The following is a 19,138-nucleotide window of genomic DNA, read 5'->3' as shown; positions in this document are numbered from 1 at the left end:
TGCTCATGCACGTCCTGCTAGGCGCCGACAGCACGCATGAAATGGCCGTCGGTGGAGATCCCCGACGCGGCGACCGTGAAGCGCACGACCTCGCTCAGGTAGCGGTCCTCCGAAGCCTCGAAGATCCGCCCCTCCGCATCGCGCGATGTGCGCGTGAGGCGCAGGATGGGCGTGCCACGGGGCACGCGCAGCAGTGCGGCATCCTGGTCGTCGGCGGCCACCGCATCGATGACGTGCTGCAGCGTGACGATCGGGTGTCCGACGGAGCCCAGGTACTCCGTGATCGAGACCTCGTCGAGGTTCACCTCGAACAGTCGTCGTCCCGCGACCTCCGTGTAGTGGAGGCGCTCCAGCATGGTCGGGCGGCCGTCGAGCAGGCGCAGCCTGACCACGCTCACGATGGTGTCGCTCGCGTCGACGCCGAGTGCTGCTCCCAGATCGCCGGCGCGCCGCAGGCTCAGCTCCTGCGTCTGTGCCCCCGGGGTGACGCCCAGCTCCCGAGCCCAGCGCGTGAACGGCACCGACACGTCGACGGCCTGATTGGCCTTGCGGGCGACCACGCGCGCCGGCCGCCCGCGGCTCGTCTCGATCAGGCCTTCGCCGCGCAGAGCGGCCAGGGCGTTGCGGATCGGACCGCGAGATGTGCGCCACTTCTCGGCGAGGTCCGCCTCGGTCGGGACGTCGTCGCCCGGGCGCAGGGTGCCCGCCGCGATCTGCGCGCGAAGGTCGTCCGCGATCTGGGTGTATACAGCTTCGGCCACATAGGTACATTACTTCGCCATCTCGGTGAGCGCGATCACGTTCGAGGAGTGTTCATCCAGGCGAATGCTCGGTAAACGAGCCCTGAACTCTTCCGAGTTAGGTACATATCTCGGCGTGGCACCTGAGAGAGTCTTCCGTGGATCACCCCTCACACCCTGAAAGGTCCTCATGAAGCTTCGCGCTCTTCCCGCCCTCGCCGGCGTCGCGCTCCTCGCCCTCGGCCTCGCCGCCTGTTCCGGCTCGGCCGACGCAGCCGGCACACCCGGTGCCGACGAGTCGTCCTCCGCCAGCGGATTCGCGGTCGACGAGAACACGCTCGTCTTCGGCGTCGTGCCCGACTCGGTCGACACCGAGACGAACTACCAGCCGCTCATGGACTACATCGCCGAGATCACCGGCAAGACGGTCGAGTACCACGAGTCGACCGACTACGCCGCACTCATCGAGGCCGCGGTCGCCGGCAAGGTCGACGTCGCGTCGTTCTCCGGATTCACCTACGTCACCGCCACCAACAACGGTGCCAAGCTCACCCCGATCTCCTCGATCGTGACCGAGGAGGGCCAGGAGCCGGGCTACTTCTCGCAGGCGATCGTCCCGGTCGGCAGCGACATCACGAGCATCGACGACTTCAAGGGCAAGAAGGTCTGCTTCGTGGACCCGTCGTCGACCTCGGGCTACCTGTTCCCGTCGTACAACCTGCTCAAGGCCGGCATCGACCCCAAGACCGACATCACCCCGGTGTTCGCAGGCAAGCACGATGTCAGCGTCACCAAGGTCGGCGAGGGCGTGGAGTGCGAGGCGGGCTTCGCCGAGGACTCCGAGGTCGAGAAGTCGGACAAGGTGAAGGTCGTTGACGAGACGATGGTGCCCGGTGCGCCGCTGGTCTACTCCTCCACGCTCCCGGACGACGTCTCGAAGAAGCTCATCGACGGCCTCGCCGAGATCACGATCGACGACATCATCGCCGCGGGCATCGACGGTGCCGACACCGACGCCTTCCGCAGCGTGTTCTACGCCACGAAGCCGGTCGACGACGCGTACTACGACCTGATCCGCGACATCTGCAAGGAGACCGAAGCGGAGCAGTGCAAGGCCTGAGCCCGGCCTGACCGCTTCCCCTCACCCGGCGCCCTCCGTCCCTTCCGTCGCGCACGGACGGGGACGGAGGGCACCACCGCACGACTCACGACACCACAGGAGCTACGACATGACCGCCTCGGCATCCGACGCCCTCATCCGCCTCGACGGCGTGACGAAGACCTTCGGGACGACCACCGCACTGAAGGATGCCTCGCTCGAGGTGTCCCGCGGCGAGATCGTCGTGCTCCTCGGCCTCTCCGGCTCGGGGAAGTCGACCCTGCTGCGCCACCTCGACGGTCTCGAGACCCCCACCGCGGGCTCGGTCGAGGTGCTGGGCTCACAGGTGCCGGCGCTGAAGGGCAGGGCGCTGCGCGACCTCCGCAGCCGCGTGGGCTTCATCTTCCAGCAGTTCGAGCTGGTGCCCTCGCTCACCGTGCTCGAGAACGTGCTCACCGGATCGCTGTCCGGCGTGCGCGGGCCGCGCCTCGGCCTCTGGGGATACTCGCGTGCCGCCAAGCTCACCGCACTCGAGCACCTCGACCGCGTCGGTCTGCTCGACCGCGCCTACCAGCGCAGCGACACCCTCTCGGGTGGACAGCAGCAGCGCGTGGCCATCGCCAGGGCCCTGATGCAGAAGCCCGACATCCTGCTCGCCGATGAGCCGGTCGCCTCGCTCGACCCGGAGTCGAGCGAGCAGGTCATGGCGCTGATCCGGGAGATCGCCGCCGACGAGGGACTCACCGTCGTCTGCAGCCTGCACCAGGTCGACCTCGCGATCTCGTGGGCCGACCGCATCGTCGGTCTGCGTCACGGCGAAGTGGTGCTGGACACCCCAACCGACGGTCTCACCAAGGCCGAGGTCATGGAGATCTACGGCCGCGTCGCCACCACGACCGCCGAGATCCGTGCCGTGGCCGAGGAGCTGGTCGAGGCGGCTGCGCAGGTGGCCGCATCATGACGGCCCTCGATTCCGCGACGGATGCCGCCACACGCGGCGGAGGCCCCGTGGGTCAGGGCGGCGGGCGCAGCGTCGCCGAGCGTGCCCCGAAGCGTCCGATCTCGCCGGAGCGGATCGCGGCATCCCTTACCCTGGTCGCCCTTGTGGTGCTCGGCATCCTCGCCGTCCGCGATGTCGACATCTCCCTCCCGGCGATGGTGCAGAGCTGGGGCAACGCCGAGAACTTCATGGCACGCGTCGGCGGTCTCACCTTCCCCGCCCCTGGCGACCTCGCCTGGCTGATCGCCCTCACGGTGGGACTCGTGCTCGTGGGCACGCTGCTCGCCGCCGTGCTGTCGGTGCCGATCGCCTACCTCGCCGCCGCCAACACCACGCCGGGCAACGGATGGCGCGCGGCCGCGCGGTTCATCGGCGTGCTCACCCGTGCGCTTCCCGACGTGGTGCTCGCGATGGCGTTCGTGCTGATGTTCTCGCTCGGCACCCTTCCCGGGATCCTCGCCATCGGCATCCACTCGATCGGCATGATCTCGAAGATGTTCGCCGATGCGATCGAGCAGATCGATGAAGGCCCCCGCCTCGCCATCCGTGCGGCGGGCGGTTCGAAGATGCAGGAGTTCACGTCGGGCATCCTGCCGCAGGTGCTGCCCAGCTGGGTGGCCACCGTGCTGCACCGCAACGACATCAACCTGCGCGGCAGCGTGGTTCTCGGCTACGTCGGCGTCGCCGGTCTGGGCCTGGAGATGTCGTATGCGTTCAAGTCGCTCAACTACGGCAAGGGCCTCGGCATCGCCCTCGTGATCTTCATCCTGTGCGTCGCGATGGAGATCGTCTCGAGCATGGTCCGCGGCGCGATGCTCGGCGAGCAGAAGCACACCCGATCGTGGATCGACAGGATCCTGCATCCGCGTCTCGGCGCGAACGCCGCATCGGCACCCGACGCTCGCCCCGCCTGGGCGGCCAGCCCGGAGACCGCGGTGCGGCGGCCCTGGACCGCGCAGCGCGTGCGCCACACGATCGCCGGCGTCGTCGCGGTGCTCGTGGTGATCGGCAGCGTCGTGGTCAGCCAGATCAACTGGATGGACCTCATCACGTTCTGGGCCAAGCTGCCAGAGGTGGCGGCGAAGTTCTGGCCGCCGTCGTTCGGCAACTACGACGCGAGCGCGATGTTCCAGGCGATGCGCGAGACCGTCGCGATCGCCCTCGCGGCCACCGTGCTCACCCTGCTCCCGTCGTTGCTGCTGGGTTCGCTCGCGGCACGCAACGTCGCCCCGAGCTCCGGTGCCCGTGGCACGGCACGTCTGCTGCTCGTCGGCATCCGCGGCATCCCGGAGCTGATCCTCGCGATCGTGCTCGTGGTCATCACCGGACTCGGCGCGCAGGCCGGCGTCATCGCTCTCGCCATCGGCGGCATCGGACTGCTCGGCAAGCTCATCGCCGACTCCTTCGAAGAAGTGGACCGCGGACCGGAACGCGCACTTCGCGCGGTGGGCGCGACGCGTCTGCAGACCTATGCCTCGGCGACAGTGCCGCAGGGCATGCAGGCGCTCATCGGCCACAGCTTCTACATGCTCGACACGAACATCCGCGCGGCGACGATCCTCGGCATCGTCGGCGGCGGCGGTGTCGGCTACTACCTGCTTAACGCCAGCCAGGGCTCTCGCTACGAGACCGTGACGGCGATCGTGCTGATGATCCTCGCCACCGTGCTGGTGGTCGAAGGGCTCGCGATGTGGATGCGGAAGGTGTTCCGATGAATCGTCCTCTCGACACGGCGGACGTGGTCGTCGTCGGCTCCGGGATCGTCGGTCTCGGTGCGGCCCACGCAGCGGTCCGGCGCGGTCTGCGCGTGATCGTGGTCGACCGCACCGAGGCACCGGTCGGCGCCACGATCCGCAACTTCGGGCACCTCTGCATCGGGGCTCAGGGCGGGGAGGCCCGGCGGTACGCCGACATCTCGCGCGACCTGTGGCTGCGCCTCTCCCACGATGCGGGCTTCTGGCTGCGCGAGTCGGGCACGCTGGTCGCCGCCCGGCACGACGATGAGCTCGCCGTGCTGGAGGCCGCCTCCCGCGAGGGCGGGATCCGGATGCTGGATTCCACGGAGCTCCTGCGTCTCGCCCCGCTCCGTGCCGAGGGACTCATCGGCGGCGCGCACATCGAGACCGACCTGCAGACGGATCCGCGCACCGCGGCGGATGCCATCGTGCGTCACCTGGCTCGTCTGGGTGTCGAGTTCCGCTTCCGTACCGCCGTCACCGCGGTCGGAGACGGACGTGTCGAGACCACCCGCGGTCCGATCGCCTGCGGGAGCGTCGTCGTCGCCGTGAACCACGACATCGATCAGCTGCTCCCCGAGGTCGCCGAACGGCACGGGGTGGTCCGCTGCGCTCTGGACATGATGCGGGCGGCCGTGTCGTTCCGGCATCCGCTGGCGGCGCCGCTGCTCACCGGCTGGTCGCTCGTCCGCTACGGTCGGTTCTCCGACGGACCCGAGGCCGCCGTGCTGCGGGAGCGACTGCACACCGAGCGGCCCGACCTCGCCGCGATCGACCTCAACCAGATGTATACGCAGCTCCCCGACGGCACGCTCATCATCGGCGACTCGCACGCGACGGCCGTGGCCCCGGCGCCGTTCCAGCCCGAGGCCGCCTTCACCGCCTTCCTCAGCGAGGCGGAAACGCTGTTCGATGCGCCGGCGCCCCGCGTGATCGAGCGGTGGCAGGGCGTATACGCGAAGGGGCGGCAGGAGTTCCTGATCGACCGGACCGACGATGGTGTGCTGGTGCTCGCCGCCACGACCGGCATCGGGATGACCACAGGGCTGGGGCTCGCCGAAGAGAATCTCACCGCCGCCTTCGGGTGGGCGGCAGCAATGGAAGGAACATCATGACCACTCCTCTCGAACTCGTCGTCCTCGACATGGCGGGAACCACGGTGCTCGACGACGGCGTCGTGGAACAGGCGTTCCAGCGCGCCGCCGAGCGCACGGGCGTCGCGGACCGGATGCCGTGGGACGAGGCGCTCGACTACGTGCGTGTGACGATGGGGCAGTCGAAGATCGATGTCTTCACGCACCTCTCCGGTGGCGACGCCGAGTCGGCCGCACGGGCGACCGCCGCGTTCGAAGGCGCGTACGCCGAGATCGTCTCCGAGCAGGGAGTCTCCGAGGTCCCTGGCGCCGCCGACGCGATCCAGGGGCTGAAGGATGCCGGGTTGACGGTCGTGCTCACCACCGGCTTCGCCCCGGTGACCCGCGACGCCCTGATCGACGGTCTGGGCTGGGGCGATCTCGTCGACCTCGTCCTGTCGCCGATCGATGCCGGACGCGGGCGTCCCGCCCCGGACCTGGTGCTCACCGCGCTGCTGCGCACGCAGACCGCCTCTGTCCAGGCCGTCGCTGTCGCCGGCGACACCGTCAGCGACGTCGAGTCGGGCCGCCGAGCCGGTGCCGGATTCGTCGCGGGCGTGCTGACCGGTGCACACGATCGTCCGGCGCTGAGCGCCGCAGGGGCGGATGCCGTGCTGAGCGATGTGACCGCCTTGCGCGGCGTGCTCGTCCAGCGCGAACTGCTCCCGCTCGTCGCCACCTCCTGAGAGGCCCGACATGGGAACGCTGCTGATCCGTCCTCCCGGGCACCGGAGAGACGTCGCTCTGCGCCCGGCGGCGACCGCGATGGTCTGGATCGGCGAGGGCCATCCGCACGAGACGATCGCCGTGCCCGGGGTCGCGCTCGCCGACGGCGACGTGCTCGTGGCGGTCGAGATGTCGACGATCTGCGGTTCCGATGTGCACACCGTGCAGGGCCGTCGATCCGCGCCGACGCCCCTCGTGCTCGGACACGAGAGCGTCGGGCGGGTGATCGCGACCGGCGACGCCGGAGCGCTCACCGTCGACGGCACTCCGCTGCGGATCGGCGACCGGGTGGTCTGGTCGGTCATGGTGTCGTGTGCGCGCTGCGACCGCTGCCTGCAGGGCATGCCGCAGAAATGCCGCGACCTGGGGAAGTACGGACACGACCGCGTCGGCGCGCACGGCGATCTCACCGGAGCCTTCGCGAGTCATGTGCAGCTGCGGGAGGGGACGGCCATCGTGCGCGTGCCGGAGGCGCTCCCTGCCTCGGTGCTCGCCCCCGCTTCGTGCGCCACCGCGACCGCCTGGGCGGCGGTGGCGAGGGCCGCCAAGGACCGCGACCTCGACGGGGCCGCCGTACGGATTCACGGGGCCGGACTGGTCGGGCTGTCGGCTGCGGCCATCGCGGCCGAGCAGGGCGCGACCGTCGAGGTGCTCGACCCCAATCCGGATCGACGTGCGCTCGCCGCACGCTTCGGCGCGACGGGTATCGCCCGTGAACCCGACGTGGTGATCGAGGCCTCGGGGCATGCCGTGGCCGAGGCACTCGCGGGCGTCGCGGTCGGGGGAACGGTCGTGCTCGTCGGGAGCGTGTTCCCCGCCGACCCGGTGCCGTTCGACGCCGAGAGCATCGTGCGACGGCTGGTCTCGGTCGCCGGTGTCCACAACTACACCGGTGCCGAGCTGGCCGATGCCGTGGCCTTCCTCTCCGGACGGGGGCGGGCCTACCCGTTCGCGGATGCGGTCGGAGCGGTGCGCGGGCTGTTCGAGATCGACGCGGCTCTGGCGGCAGCCGCCAGCCCGGGCGCGCCCCTGCGGATCGGGCTCATCCCGGGGCAGTGACGCCCGGATCGCCGACGCTACTCGTCGGCGTCCTGACCGCGCAGGGGCCCGAGCGGGCGGAGCCCCTCGGAATGGAAGGCGAGCAGGCGAACGGCGGCGGCGACGGTCGCGGCCAGGACCTCTTCCGGGTCGCCGACCAGAGCGAGCCTCCGATGACCCGTATCGTCAGCGGTGGCCCAGCCCAGGTAGACGGTCCCCGCGGGGTGACCCCCCTGCGGCTCGGGGCCTCCGACGCCCGTGGTCGACACGGCGATATCGGCGTCGAAGAGGTGCCGTGCCCCCGCGGCGAGCTGTTCTGCGCACGAGGAGGAGCAGGGATCGGTCCCCGGCGTCAGCCCGAGCACTCGCTCCTTGACGTCCGTCCGGTAGGCGACGACGCCGCCGGCGAACCAGTCCGAGGCCGCGTCGCCGGAGCCGATGGTGTGCGCGAGCAGGCCGGCCGTGAGCGACTCCGCCACCCCGACCCGCAACGGTCGCTCGGCAGCGAGCTCACTCAGTCGCGCGATGTGGCTGCGTATGCCGGGGTCGCCTACCGTGCCGTCCGTCTCGGTGTCGTTCGCGTCGTCCGTCACGGTGTCCGGATCGGCTGTGGGGTCGTCGTGCAGGGTCACCGTGAGATGCTCTCCACCGTCTTGCCGGTCGTCGCCGCGGAGAGCGAGCGGGCGATGTCCGCCTGACTGACGATCCCGACCAGTCGACGATCGGCGATCACCGGCAGGCGTCGCACCTGGTTCTCCTGCATCCGATCGAGGGCCACACGGATGTCGTCGTCGGCGTCGACCGTGACCGGCCTGCCCTTCGCGAGAGCGGACGCCGGCGTCGTCTCCGGGTCCATCCCGAGGGCGATCGCTCCGACGACGATGTCGCGGTCGGTGAGCATGCCCTTCAGCTTGCTGTCCTCGCCGCAGATCGGCAGGGCGCCGACATCCAGATCCGCCATGACGGACGCGGCGATGCGCAGCGAATCGTTCACCCCGATGCACCGCGGACTCGGCGTCATCAGATCGCGGGTGGTGGTCATCGCTCTTCGCTCTCGTCATAGTCGGGGCGAGGAGGCTGGAGCGGCTGGTCGGAGTATTCGCCGCCCGCGCGGCCTCCGTACGGGCGACCGTGATCGGCGAACTCATCCCGCGCGAACACGAGAGTCCACGGACCGGCGGTGAAGTGCGCTCCCGTGCGCAGTGTCTCGGAGTCCTCATCGACATGGGTCGCGTCCACACCCAGGCTCGCGTTCGTCTCGCCCTCGCCGTGCATGGTCAACACATACTCGTCGCGGTCGTCGTGCGTGATCGTGGCATGCACGGGGTCGGTGTCGGCGAGGCGCAGCTCGTTGCCGTCGGCCGAGCCGATGCGCACCACGTCGTCTTCCAGGGCGAATTCGGTGCGTTCGTCGTCCCGCGTGATGCGCAGCCGCGGGTTTCCCGCGCCCCACTGGGCGTGGGTGGTCGTCGGCGTGTAGCCCTCGTCGGGACGGTCGTCGATGTGTCGGTCGTTCATGGCATTGCCCTTCTCGAGTTCGAGTGACCCCGAGGCTAGGCTCCGGTCGATGTCTCGCCGAGGGGGTTGACTTCGGTGTATCGAGTCGGCATCGGGCACACCTGCCCGTGAGGGCGGCATCCGGCGGAGGAGTGCGCGACAATGGATCGAAGCCGTCGTCTCGGCCAGGCAGCGACCAAGGAGCACCACCAATGGGAAAGTTCGTCTACGAAGGCGGCGTGAAGACCGAGATCGAGGACCGCGCCCTCACCCACCTGCAACTCGTCATCACCGCGAAGCTGCGGCGCGGCGAGCCGTTCCCGTTCAGCTGGCGCGAAGATGCGAGCGTGGGCGGCGGGCGCACCACCGTGTGGATCCAGCCCGGGAGCTCGCTCGTCTTCAAGTACTTCGGCAGCCGTCAGCCTTCGATCAACCGCGCGTGGATCGAGGCGCTGGCGTTCACGGCGAACGCTCCGAGCGGTCTGTACCTGGTTCCCGAACCGGCCGAGGCCGGCGACGAGCCCGGTGCCGGAGAGGTTCCGGTCACGCCCCCGCTCTGACCTCCGGGGCTCTCCTCGAGCCCACGCACCTCATCGAGACCCACCGGCGCGGAGCATCCGTCGGTGGGTCTCGGCGTTGCGCCCCGGACATCGACGGCACCCTGGCGAACGGCGAGATCTGTCAACCCCCTGACGAAGGACGGGACGATCGGGGAGGGTTGCTCCGACGACGACACGTCCGACGAGACGAGGAGGATCGGCCATGACCGACGACACCACCGACCCACGGCACGCGCACCGCGAGGAGGGTTTCCCCGCACAGCACCAGGACCAGCCGGGACTGACCGAGGAGACCAGGCCCGAACCGGACCACGGCGAGCGGACCTACGTCGGCCACGCCCGCCTGGACGGACGCCGCGCCCTCATCACCGGCGGAGACTCGGGCATCGGGCGTGCCGTGGCGATCGCCTTCGCACGCGAGGGCGCGGACATCGCGATCGCGCACATGCCCGAGGAACAGGACGACGCGGAGGACACCCTCGCCCTGGTCCGCGAGGCGGGACGCACCGGAGTGGGCTTCGCCGGTGACCTGCGGGACGAGGCGTTCGCGACCGAGATCGTGGCGGGGACGCGGAGTGCGCTCGGCGGACTCGACGTGCTCGTGCTCAACGCCGGCTACCAGCACGACATCGACGGCTTCGAGAACCTGGAGACGGAGCGGATGCGCCGGGTGTTCGACACCAACCTCGCGGGAATGCTGTTCTCGGCACGGGCGGCCTACCCCCAGCTCGAGCCTGGAGCGAGCATCATCGTGACCGCGTCCGTCCAGGCGTACAACCCTTCGCCGGGACTGATCGACTACGCCATGACGAAGGCGGCGCAGGTGGCGTTCGTGAAGGCGCTCGCGGAGGAGGCAGGGCCCAGGGGCATCCGGGTCAACGCCGTCGCGCCCGGGCCGATCTGGACGCCGCTGATCCCGGCGACCGGGTGGGACGCCGAGCGGCTGGCGACCTTCGGAGACGACACCCCGCTGGGCCGGGCGGGACAGCCGGCAGAACTGGCCGGGGCGTACGTGTACCTGGCATCGTCCGAGTCGTCGTACACCTCCGGATCGGTCATCGCGGTCACGGGCGGCAAGGCTCTCTGATCTGCGTCGAGGCGGCGGTCCGGCCGGGGGCCGCCGCCTAAGCTTGTCTGGTGCAGAAGCCCGCCGCGTCCAGTCCCCTCGTGGGGGTCGCGCTCGTCATCGGCTCCTGCCTCTCGCTCCCTTTCGGGGCCGCGGTCGCGGCCCAGCTCTTCCCCGTGCTCGGGCCGTGGGGCGTGACCTCGCTGCGGGTCGCGATCGCCGCGATCCTGCTCGTCGTCATCGTGCGCCCGCGACCGCGGAAGTGGACCCGCCCGCAGTGGCTCGCCGCGGTGCTCTTCGGTGTCTCGCTCGCTGCGATGAACGGCTTCTTCTACGCCGCGATCGATCGCATCCCGCTGGGCCCCGCCGTCGCGATCGAGTTCCTCGGTCCGCTCGTGCTCGCCGCCGTGCTCACCCGCAAGCTCGCGGACTTCGCCTGGGTCGGGGTCGCCCTGCTCGGCATGGTCGTCCTGGGCATCGACGGCATGATCGGCGCCGAGCCGCTCGATCCGCTCGGGGTCGTGTTCATCCTCATCGCTGCCGGCTTCTGGGTGATGTACATCCGGATGAGCGCCCGTGTCGGCGCGCTGATCCCCGGGAGCAGCGGACTGGCGATGGGCCTCGTGGTCGCGGCCGTGCTCCTCATCCCGGTCGGTATCCCCGCCGCATCGACGGTCGCGATGGACCCGCAGCTCCTGCTGCTCGCGGCGATCACCGCGGTGCTGTCGTCGGTGATCCCCTACAGCTTCGAACTCGCGGCGTTGCGCCGTCTGCCGCAGCGGGTGTTCGGGGTGCTGCTGAGCCTCGAACCCGCGTTCGCGACCCTCGCCGGGTGGCTCATCCTCGGGCAGGACGCGACACCGCTGCGGATGCTCGCCGTCGGGCTCGTGATCGCCGCGAGCGTCGGCACCACGCTCGGCGTACGGAGGGACCGTCGCGACGGCGGCCCCTCCGGCCCCTTCACCGCGCCGATACCGCTGCCCGACTGACCGCGGGCGTCGGCAGCGGGAACCGCCGCCGCAGGATGACACGCTGCACGAGCGTCCACACCACGGTGACCGTGAGATACAGCGCGGCAGCGAGCGGGACGAACGCGGCGAAGACGGCGGTGAGGTAGTGCATCGCCGAGACGACGCGCAGCATGGCGGGGGAGTTCAGCGGAGAATCGTCGCCCTCCACCGGTGCCGGACGGAAGACGCGACGGGTGATCTCGGCGGTGATGATCATCACCGCCAGCAGCGCGCCGAAGACGAGGAACGTGGCAGGGGTCGCGGTGCCGCCGAAGAGCGCCGACACCAGGCTCGTGCCGAGCGGCGCACCGAACAGGTCGTGTGCGAGCAGTTCGTTCGGGTGCCCCGCGATCTCCGGTCGGAGGAACAGCGTGTAGAGGATGCCGACGACCGGGGCCTGTGCCAGCACGGGAAGCATCCCGGCGAACGGCGACGTGTTCTCGGCCTTGTACAGCGCCAGCGTCTCCCTCTGCAGGCGCTCGGGGTTCTTCTTATGGCGGCGCTGCAGCTCACGCAGCTTCGGGGCGAGGCGCGCCCTGGTCTGCTCGGCCTTGGCCTGGGAGATGCCGACGGGAATGAGCAGCGCCCGCACCAGCAGGGTGACGAGGACCACCGCGAGGGCGGCCGCCGAGGCGCCGGCGAGGGGGGTGAGGAGGTCGGAGAGCCCGGTCAGGGCGCCGTAGGCGGCGTCGAGGAGGGCGGCGAGAGGGGGGAAGGCGAAGATGTCCATGCGGGTGTCCGTTCGTGGCGTCGGGAAGGGTCGGCGAAAGCCGCGTGATCCCGTCGTGTGAACGGACTACGCGGCGGTCGCGACTCCCGGCGCCCGAGGGCGCGGATGCCCGGCGGCATCGGGATCGCTCTGCGTGAGGAGGGTGCCGATGTCGATCGCGCGCAGCGGATGCGGGGTGTCGGCTGTGGCTCCGGGGCGCACGCTCAGCACGATGGCGAGCGTGAGGGCGGTCACGGCCAGCAGCGCGATCGCGAGGCCGAGGGCCGCCGCATCCGGCATCGAGACGAGACCGAGCGCGGTCGCGACGAAGCTCAGCATCTGCCCGAACCACTCGCTCATGTGCGCGCTCCTCCCTGCGACGAGGATATCACCGGGGCCCGGGCTTCACCCCGGCTTCGAATCGCGCGAATCGTCGCATCGGCGGCTCGAATGCAACCGTTCGCGATTCGAACGGGGACGGTGCTTCCGCCGCGGGCGTAACGTCGAAGCATGAGTGACCTGCGCGCCCTGCTCGGCATCGATCATCCGATCATCCTCGGCCCCTTCGGCGGGCTCTCCTCGACGGCGCTCACCGCGGCCGTGAGCGATGCGGGCGGACTGGGCTCGTTCGGCCTGTACGGATACGACGGCGACCGCATCCGCGCGACCGGGGCCGAGCTGCGCTCCCTGACCGATCGACCGTTCGCGGTGAACATCTGGCTGCCCAGAGGCGATGAGGTCGAACCTAACCCGCAGCACACGGTGTTCGCGCAGGCGCTTCAGCCCTTCTACGAAGCCGTGGGGGCCGAGGTTCCCGGCAGACCCGAGAGCTATACCCCCTCCCTCGATGAGCAGCTCGACGCCATCTGGGAGATCGACCCCGCGGTGCTGAGCGTGGTGTTCGGGGTGCCCTCCGACGCGCTGGTGGAGGAGGCCCGACGTCGCGGCATCCGGCTCGTGGGCACGGCGACCACCGTGGCGGAGGCGGTCGCGCTCGCCGCAGCAGGAGTGGATGCCGTGGTCGCCACCGGCGCTGAGGCCGCCGGCCATCGGGTGTCGTTCCTGCGCCCTGCCGAGGAGTCGCTCGTCGGGACGNNTCCCTGATTCCGCAGGTCGTCGATGCGGTCGACGTGCCCGTGATCGCCGCGGGAGGCATCGCCGACCGGCGCGGCGCGGCCGCGGCGTTCGCTCTGGGCGCCGCCGGTGTACAGGTCGGTACGGCCTTCCTCGTGACGGCGGAGTCGGCGGCGAACCAGGCACACCGTGACGCGATCCGCTCGACCGCCGCCGACGAGACCGTGCTCACGCGCGCGATGAGCGGACGCCTCGCCCGGGGTGCGCGCAACCGCGTGGTGCGGGCGATCGAGGCGAGCGGCACGATCGCGCCGTTCCCGATGCAGAACTGGCTCACCGGACGTTTTCGCACGGCGGCCGGCGAGCAGAACCTGGGCGCGTTGCAGTCGCTGTGGATGGGGCAGGCCGCGCCGCTGGTGCGCCACGACACCGCCGGCGAGGTGTTCGCCGAACTCCTCGCCGGAATTCCGGCCGTTCCCTGACGCTCGCTCTGCTGCGACCGGAACGGTCGAGAGCCGGTCGCTCCGCTAGAGGATGACGGTGGACTTGCCGTGCACGATCACGCGGTCCTCGGCGTGCCACTGCACGGCCCGCGCGAGCACCAGGCGCTCGACGTCGGCACCGCGGCTCTGCAGCTCGGCCGCCGACTCGGAGTGGGTCACGCGCGTGACATCCTGCTCGATGATCGGTCCCTCGTCGAGATCGGCGGTCGCGTAGTGCGCGGTCGCGCCGATGAGCTTGACGCCGCGATCCTTGGCGCGCGCATACGGGTTCGCCCCGATGAACGCGGGCAGGAACGAGTGATGGATGTTGATCACCGGGGCTTCGAGACGGGTGATGAAGTCGTCGGTGAGGATCTGCATGTAGCGGGCGAGCACGACCAGGTCGACGTTGCCGCGCAGCAGTTCGAGCTGTCGCTCCTCCATCGCGGACTTGTCGCCGGAGGGGATGTGCACGAACGGCACCCCGAACGAACGGACGGCCTCCGCCAGGTCGGGGTGGTTGGAGACGACCATCGTGATGTCGATGTCGAGCTGTCCCCGCTGGGTGCGCCAGAGCAGCTCCATCAGGCAGTGATCGTACTTCGAGACGAAGATCGCGACGCGCTTGCGACGGGCGACATCATGCAGCGACCACTCCATGCTGAAGCGCTCGGCGACGACCGCGATGTCGGCCTCCAGTGCGGGACGTGCGGCCGAGAGCCCGTCGAGGTGGATGACGGTGCGCTGGAAGAACCGGCCGCCTTCGGAGTCGGTCGAGTGCTGGTCGAGCGAGATGATGTTCGCCCCGTGTTGCGCGAGCACGCCGGCGACGGCGGCGACGATGCCGGGCTGGTCGTCGCAGGCGATGAGCAGGCGGGCGGTATCGGGCTGAGACATGGGGGCTCCTCGAGGGTGTGCATCGATTCTGCCGTGGATGCGCCGAGCGGGCGAATCGCGAAAGATCACCCGCAGCGCGTCACCCGCGAGACCGAGGGCTCACCTACCCTGAGAGCATGGAAGCGAGCGACCTCGGCCTGGTGCTGATCCCCCTGTTGGCGGTCGCCGCGCCGTTGCTCGCGCGCGGTGTGCGACCCGTGGTGCGGGTGCCCATCGTCGTGTTCGAGCTCGTACTCGGCATCCTCGTCGGTCCGGCGGTGCTCGGCTGGGTCGAGCCGGGGCCGCTGCTCGAGAAGCTCAGCGACTTCGGCCTGGCGCTGCTGTTCTTCGTCGCCGGAACCGAGATCGACTTCAAGATGGTCGCGGGCAAGCCGCTCGCGCGCGCATCGCTCGGATGGGTGCTCAGCGTCCTGCTGGGTATCGGGCTGGGGTTCTTCTTCGCGCCGGGGGAGGGCATGGTGGTGGTCGGCATCGCGCTGAGCTCGACCGCGTTGGGCACGCTGATGCCCATCCTGCGCGATGCCCGCGAGCTCGACACCCCCTTCGGCCGTGCGATCAGCGCGATCGGCGCGGTCGGCGAGTTCCTGCCGCTCATCGCTATCTCGATCTTCCTGAGCACGCGGACGACGCCGATCGCCACCGTGGTCCTCTTGACCTTCGTCGTGCTCGCCGGTCTCGCCGTGCTTCTCGCCAATCGTGTGCCGCATGGACGGCTGCACCGTATCGTGCGCGCCACGCTGCACACCTCCGACCAGTTCGGCGTACGCTTCGTGATCCTCCTCATCGCTGCGCTCGTCGGCCTCAGCGTCATGCTCGACCTCGACATGCTGCTCGGCGCCTTCGTGGCAGGTGCGATCTGGCGCATCATCATGGCGCGCGCCCCGAAGAAGGACGCGGAAGAGGTCGAGAGCAAGATCGAGGCGATCGCCTTCGGTTTCCTCGTGCCGATCTTCTTCCTCTACACCGGCGTCACCTTCGACCTGCAGGCGCTGCTCACCTCGTCGTCCGCGCTCGCACTGGTGCCGATCTTCCTGGTCGCCCTGCTGGTGATCCGTGGATCGGCGGCGCAGCTCTCTGTTCCGCACGGTGCGAGCGTGCGCGATCGGGCGGCCCTCGGACTCCTCGCCGCGACCGGCCTGCCGATCATCGTCGCGGTGACGGCCATCGGCGTCGACCAGAAGATGCTCGACACCGGCACGGCCGCGGCGCTGGTCGGGGCCGGCATGCTGTCGGTGCTGATGTATCCACTCATCGGCATGACGCTCCGCGGCGATCGCGCCGAGGTCGTCGGGCCGACGCGCGCCGCCGAATCCACGCAGGGAGAACTGTGACCACCGCATCCGCCCTCCTGACCCAGGCCGCGAGAGACCTGAAGGACGCTCCGAAGGAGGGCCTCGGCGAGCAGCGCGACTCCCGGTGGCGCGGGCGTCGCATCGTGCGGGTCGGCGAGGCCTGGCACCTGGGCGTGCTGCTGCTGACCGATACGCATGCGCTGGCCACGAATGAAGTGTTGCGCGCCGCCGACCCTGGTCGCCGCGGCTACACGGCCGAGTCGGCGAGGGAGCGCGCCGAGCGCCGTGCCGAGGCCCTGCGCGGCGGCTTCGACGAGGGCGACGTGGTGCACGTGGGGTGGAGCGTGATCGACGTCGATGCGGTGGATGCCGGCGGTTCCTCGGGTCCGCTCGCCCTCATCGATGCGGTCCCCTCCGTGCGGTGGAGTACCGCCGGTGGATTCATGCCGCTGGAGGCATACCTGCGCGAGCGCGTGGCGCTGCTGCGCGACTCCGCGTCGAGCTGACGCCGGCGAAGAGACGCCGGCGAAGCGACTCAGGCGAAGGCCTCGGCGAAGCGGCGCAGGAGTGCTGCGCCCTCGGTGACAGATGCGGCGAGCACCTGCTGCTGCACCGCGTCGAACTCGTCGGGGTCGAAGTAGCCGGTGGTGCGGTAGAAGGTCATCCGGTCGGCGAAGTCGCGAGGCGTGGGCTCGGGGTGGAACTGCGCCGCATACAGGTGCGAGCCCACGCGGTAGGCCTGCACAGGGCAGACCTCGTTCGTCGCCAGCAGCACCGCACCGGGAGGCGCGCTCGCCGCGCTCTCCTTGTGCGCGGTGAACACGGTGAGGGCGGAGCCGCTCGGACCGAACACCGGGTCGAGCGCACCCTCGGGGGTCGTCTCGATCACGGTGGCGCTCGCGGGCTCGGGGGTGTCGGTCACGACGTCGCCACCGAGCATGCGGGTGACGACTCCGATGCTGAAACAGGTGAAGAACACCGCGATCTCCGCCGCCATCGCCGCATCGGCGAGAGTCCGCAGATCGGCTTCGACCCGCAGCTGCTCCGCGGTCTTCACGGCGTCGGAGACGTTGAAGGGCGAGCCGCCGACCACGACGCCGCGGTAGCCGCGCAGGCGCTCGATGTGCAACGGCGTCTGCAGCAGGTCGAGCCGGTCCACCACGTCCACGCCCAGCGCCCGCCGGAACGAAGCGTGCTCGGCATCCGCCGCCCCGATCTCGGGACGCACGCAGATGTAGAGAAGCGAGGCCATCAGGAGATTCTAACGAGCGCGCGGCGGTCGGCCGTCGCGGTCGTCAGCGCGAGGAGTTCGCCGTGCGGCCGCGGACGATGCCCACGAACGTCTCGACATCGGGTGTGGTGCGCTCGCGGAGCCAGACCAGGGCCACGGTCGAGGTCGGTCCGTCCGTGAGGACGCGGTGGTCGGCGTCCTTGCGGTGGTGCTTGCGGGCGAGCGACATCGGGACGATCACGATGCCGACTCCGGATGCCGCGGTCGCGATCGCGTCATCGGTGGGCAGCGCCGCGAACGTCGCCGGGAGTGCGCCCGGGAGATCGAGGGGACCGAGCACATCGTCGGTCAGCACGATCACGATCTCGCCCTCCAGGTCTGCCGCCGTGAGGTCATCGGCCGCCATCAGATGCGAGTCCGCCGCGGCGACCACGACGGGGAGCTCGTCGTAGAGCGGGATGATGTGCAACGACTCGTCCAAGAGGGGCAGACGCACCAGGGCGGCATCGAGATCGTCCAGCGCTGCCCGCGAGGACGCCGCCTCGATCTCCACGAGTTCGAGCGGAACGTGCGGCATCCGCTGCTTCCACGCATCGACCCACTTGCCCGGCGTCGCGCCGGGCACCGCGCCCAGACGGAAGGTGCGCGGTGCCTCGGCTTCGGGCGGCGGAGAGTCGAAGACCACCTTGGTGGTCTTCTTCTTCGGCTTCTGCGGGGGGAAGCGCTCGGCAGGAGCGGCCTTGTTCCGGCGAACCGGTGTGCCGCGGCTTGCGCCCTTCGCGGGCCGTCTTCCCTGATTCGCCATGGGGACCAGGCTACTCGGCGAGCGGCCCCGGCACCTCCGGTGACGCAGCGGGGGTCGCGGCCGCGAGCTTGCGCTGCGCCCGGCGGATGAGTCCCGTGGCGCCGCCGACGAGCAGCAGCACGCCCGCGGTCAGCAGAAGGATCGTGATGATCGTGGGTGGAGTCAGAGCCAGGAGCGCGTCCGCGACCGCTTCGCGTCGGGCTTCATCGGCGAGCGCCCAGAGGGCACCTCCCGCGATGGCGGCGAACAGGAGTCCCCAGATGATGGCGGCCCAGCGGGTGCGGGGCGGGGTGGTCGTCTCGGTGATCGTCGGCGTGCTCATCACTGGTCTTCCTTCACGGGCTCGATGACGATGACGGCGATCTCGCCGCTCGACTGATGGACGGTGACCGGCTGGACCGTGGTCGTCGAGGCGTTCTCCGCGGCGACCTTCTCCGACACGGACGAGCGTCCGTCGCGTTCCTCGACGGGCCAGACGCCGCTGTCGACGATCCCGCCTCTCTCCTCATCCTGCCGCGTCCAGGAGACGGTGGCCGTATCGACGGTGGCCCGCAGATCGAGCTCCACTCCCGGCTGCACGTAGATGAAGGTGTTCCCGGAACCCTTGTCCACGACGATCGACCGGGGGCTGTCGTCGTGCGGGTTCAGCGTGACGTACACATCTCCGAAGGGCTGGCGCACATGAGCGGGCGCGTTGTTGCCGATCGAGGCATAGCCGAGTGTGACGCCGGGGAAGGCCGAGAATGCACCGGCCACCAGTCCGCCCACCAGCGTGAGCACTGTCGCGAAGGCCAGGAAGCCGCTCCGCCGACGGAACGCCCCGGCGACGATCATCCCGAGGGCGAGGATGAGGGCGGCGGCGAGCAGGCCCAGTGCCCCGCCGAGGGCTTCCCCACCGGCGACGAGACCGACGGCGGCACCCGTGATGATGGCGAGGCCGATCATGGTCGCGGCGAAGGCGAAGCCCGCTCGCGGGTTCGATGCGCGGCGGATGCGGCGGCGCTCGGCCGCCTCCGCGGCGATCACGGCGGCCTCAGCCTGTC

22 protein-coding genes and 1 pseudogene are annotated in these 19,138 nt (G+C 70.2%); 12 read left to right on the top strand and 11 right to left on the bottom strand.

Going from position 1 to position 19,138, the window contains the following annotated elements:
- Positions 1-17 precede the first annotated feature (17 nt).
- Complete coding sequence (locus B2869_RS16700) at positions 18-761, bottom strand: GntR family transcriptional regulator (protein WP_029259976.1); 744 nt, start codon at positions 759-761, stop codon at positions 18-20.
- Positions 762-930: 169 nt separating this feature from the next.
- Here B2869_RS16700 and B2869_RS16695 point away from each other — a divergent pair, with 169 nt between their 5' ends.
- The 6 genes from B2869_RS16695 (at position 931) to B2869_RS16670 (ending at position 7,493) form a co-directional block, all read left to right on the top strand.
- Positions 931-1,860, top strand: coding sequence for a phosphate/phosphite/phosphonate ABC transporter substrate-binding protein (locus B2869_RS16695; RefSeq protein ID WP_029259977.1), 930 nt, complete (start codon positions 931-933; stop codon positions 1,858-1,860).
- 109 nt (positions 1,861-1,969) lie between these two features.
- Positions 1,970-2,800 carry a phosphonate ABC transporter ATP-binding protein gene (gene phnC / locus B2869_RS16690; protein ID WP_292769024.1) on the top strand — a complete coding sequence of 277 codons (831 nt, stop codon included), beginning with the start codon at positions 1,970-1,972 and terminating at the stop codon, positions 2,798-2,800.
- Entirely contained in the window at positions 2,797-4,554 is a 1,758-nt protein-coding gene (phnE, locus tag B2869_RS16685; RefSeq protein WP_292769021.1) for a phosphonate ABC transporter, permease protein PhnE, read from the top strand. The genes phnC and phnE overlap by 4 nt, the downstream gene beginning before the upstream one ends.
- A complete protein-coding gene (locus B2869_RS16680; RefSeq protein ID WP_292769018.1) occupies positions 4,551-5,690 on the top strand; it encodes a TIGR03364 family FAD-dependent oxidoreductase in 1,140 nt (379 codons plus the stop codon). The genes phnE and B2869_RS16680 overlap by 4 nt, the downstream gene beginning before the upstream one ends.
- Entirely contained in the window at positions 5,687-6,394 is a 708-nt protein-coding gene (locus tag B2869_RS16675; RefSeq protein WP_021201208.1) for a phosphonatase-like hydrolase, read from the top strand. The genes B2869_RS16680 and B2869_RS16675 overlap by 4 nt, the downstream gene beginning before the upstream one ends.
- A 10-nt stretch (positions 6,395-6,404) precedes the next feature.
- A complete protein-coding gene (locus B2869_RS16670; protein WP_292769015.1) occupies positions 6,405-7,493 on the top strand; it encodes an alcohol dehydrogenase catalytic domain-containing protein in 1,089 nt (362 codons plus the stop codon).
- Between the two features lie 17 nt (positions 7,494-7,510).
- Here B2869_RS16670 and B2869_RS16665 read toward each other — a convergent pair whose 3' ends face one another.
- Genes B2869_RS16665 through B2869_RS16655 form a run of 3 tightly spaced genes read right to left on the bottom strand, consistent with a single transcriptional unit; the run spans position 7,511 to position 8,990 of the window.
- The gene (locus tag B2869_RS16665; protein WP_292769012.1) at positions 7,511-8,104 is read right to left on the bottom strand and encodes a CinA family protein; all 594 of its coding nucleotides are present in this window, start codon (positions 8,102-8,104) and stop codon (positions 7,511-7,513) included.
- Positions 8,101-8,514, bottom strand: coding sequence for a CBS domain-containing protein (locus B2869_RS16660; RefSeq protein WP_021201205.1), 414 nt, complete (start codon positions 8,512-8,514; stop codon positions 8,101-8,103). The genes B2869_RS16665 and B2869_RS16660 overlap by 4 nt, the downstream gene beginning before the upstream one ends.
- On the bottom strand, positions 8,511-8,990 hold the full coding sequence (locus B2869_RS16655) for a hypothetical protein (protein WP_021201204.1): 480 nt from the start codon (positions 8,988-8,990) through the stop codon (positions 8,511-8,513). Before B2869_RS16655 ends, B2869_RS16660 begins: the two co-directional genes overlap by 4 nt.
- A gap of 191 nt (positions 8,991-9,181) precedes the next feature.
- On the opposite strand from B2869_RS16655, the gene B2869_RS16650 reads away from it, so the two are divergent.
- The 3 genes from B2869_RS16650 (at position 9,182) to B2869_RS16640 (ending at position 11,584) form a co-directional block, all read left to right on the top strand.
- Entirely contained in the window at positions 9,182-9,529 is a 348-nt protein-coding gene (locus B2869_RS16650) for a hypothetical protein (RefSeq protein WP_021201203.1), read from the top strand.
- 202 nt (positions 9,530-9,731) lie between these two features.
- Positions 9,732-10,616, top strand: a complete 885-nt coding sequence (locus B2869_RS16645; protein ID WP_292769005.1) for an SDR family oxidoreductase — start codon at positions 9,732-9,734, stop codon at positions 10,614-10,616.
- A gap of 50 nt (positions 10,617-10,666) precedes the next feature.
- Positions 10,667-11,584, top strand: coding sequence for an EamA family transporter (locus B2869_RS16640; protein WP_029259985.1), 918 nt, complete (start codon positions 10,667-10,669; stop codon positions 11,582-11,584).
- On the opposite strand, the gene B2869_RS16635 is transcribed toward B2869_RS16640, so the two are convergent.
- A complete protein-coding gene (locus B2869_RS16635) occupies positions 11,556-12,335 on the bottom strand; it encodes a YidC/Oxa1 family membrane protein insertase (RefSeq protein WP_292769002.1) in 780 nt (259 codons plus the stop codon). The two genes, B2869_RS16640 and B2869_RS16635, sit on opposite strands and share 29 nt — an antisense overlap.
- Positions 12,336-12,401: 66 nt before the next feature.
- Positions 12,402-12,674 (bottom strand): DUF6412 domain-containing protein, encoded by a 273-nt coding sequence (locus B2869_RS16630; protein WP_021201199.1) that lies wholly within the window; start codon positions 12,672-12,674, stop codon positions 12,402-12,404.
- A 150-nt stretch (positions 12,675-12,824) separates the two neighbouring features.
- Between B2869_RS16630 and B2869_RS16625 the strand changes: the two are divergent.
- Positions 12,825-13,870, top strand: a pseudogene (locus B2869_RS16625) (NAD(P)H-dependent flavin oxidoreductase).
- Between the two features lie 45 nt (positions 13,871-13,915).
- Here B2869_RS16625 and purU read toward each other — a convergent pair.
- Entirely contained in the window at positions 13,916-14,767 is an 852-nt protein-coding gene (purU, locus tag B2869_RS16620) for a formyltetrahydrofolate deformylase (RefSeq protein ID WP_292768999.1), read from the bottom strand.
- A gap of 116 nt (positions 14,768-14,883) precedes the next feature.
- On the opposite strand from purU, the gene B2869_RS16615 reads away from it, so the two are divergent.
- Together B2869_RS16615 and B2869_RS16610 are read left to right on the top strand one after the other, a co-directional pair.
- Positions 14,884-16,098 carry a cation:proton antiporter gene (locus B2869_RS16615; protein ID WP_292768996.1) on the top strand — a complete coding sequence of 405 codons (1,215 nt, stop codon included), beginning with the start codon at positions 14,884-14,886 and terminating at the stop codon, positions 16,096-16,098.
- Positions 16,095-16,565, top strand: coding sequence for a glutaminase (locus B2869_RS16610; protein WP_292768993.1), 471 nt, complete (start codon positions 16,095-16,097; stop codon positions 16,563-16,565). Before B2869_RS16615 ends, B2869_RS16610 begins: the two co-directional genes overlap by 4 nt.
- A 29-nt stretch (positions 16,566-16,594) precedes the next feature.
- Here B2869_RS16610 and B2869_RS16605 read toward each other — a convergent pair whose 3' ends face one another.
- The 4 genes from B2869_RS16605 to B2869_RS16590 all read right to left on the bottom strand — a co-directional run.
- Positions 16,595-17,311 carry a glutamine amidotransferase-related protein gene (locus B2869_RS16605; protein WP_292768990.1) on the bottom strand — a complete coding sequence of 239 codons (717 nt, stop codon included), beginning with the start codon at positions 17,309-17,311 and terminating at the stop codon, positions 16,595-16,597.
- A gap of 43 nt (positions 17,312-17,354) precedes the next feature.
- On the bottom strand, positions 17,355-18,095 hold the full coding sequence (locus tag B2869_RS16600; protein WP_292768987.1) for a LysR family transcriptional regulator substrate-binding protein: 741 nt from the start codon (positions 18,093-18,095) through the stop codon (positions 17,355-17,357).
- Between the two features lie 10 nt (positions 18,096-18,105).
- Complete coding sequence (locus tag B2869_RS16595; RefSeq protein WP_292768984.1) at positions 18,106-18,417, bottom strand: hypothetical protein; 312 nt, start codon at positions 18,415-18,417, stop codon at positions 18,106-18,108.
- A partial coding sequence (locus B2869_RS16590) for a hypothetical protein (protein ID WP_414683281.1) occupies positions 18,417-19,138 on the bottom strand: 722 nt, incomplete at its 5' end. The genes B2869_RS16590 and B2869_RS16595, both read right to left, overlap by 1 nt.

Origin of the sequence: Microbacterium sp. UBA3486 (assembly GCF_002377845.1) — a bacterium.
GTDB lineage: Bacteria > Actinomycetota > Actinomycetes > Actinomycetales > Microbacteriaceae > Microbacterium > Microbacterium maritypicum_A.
Note: the sequence above shows the minus strand (reverse complement) of the source record. Positions and strands in the feature narration are given on the sequence as shown.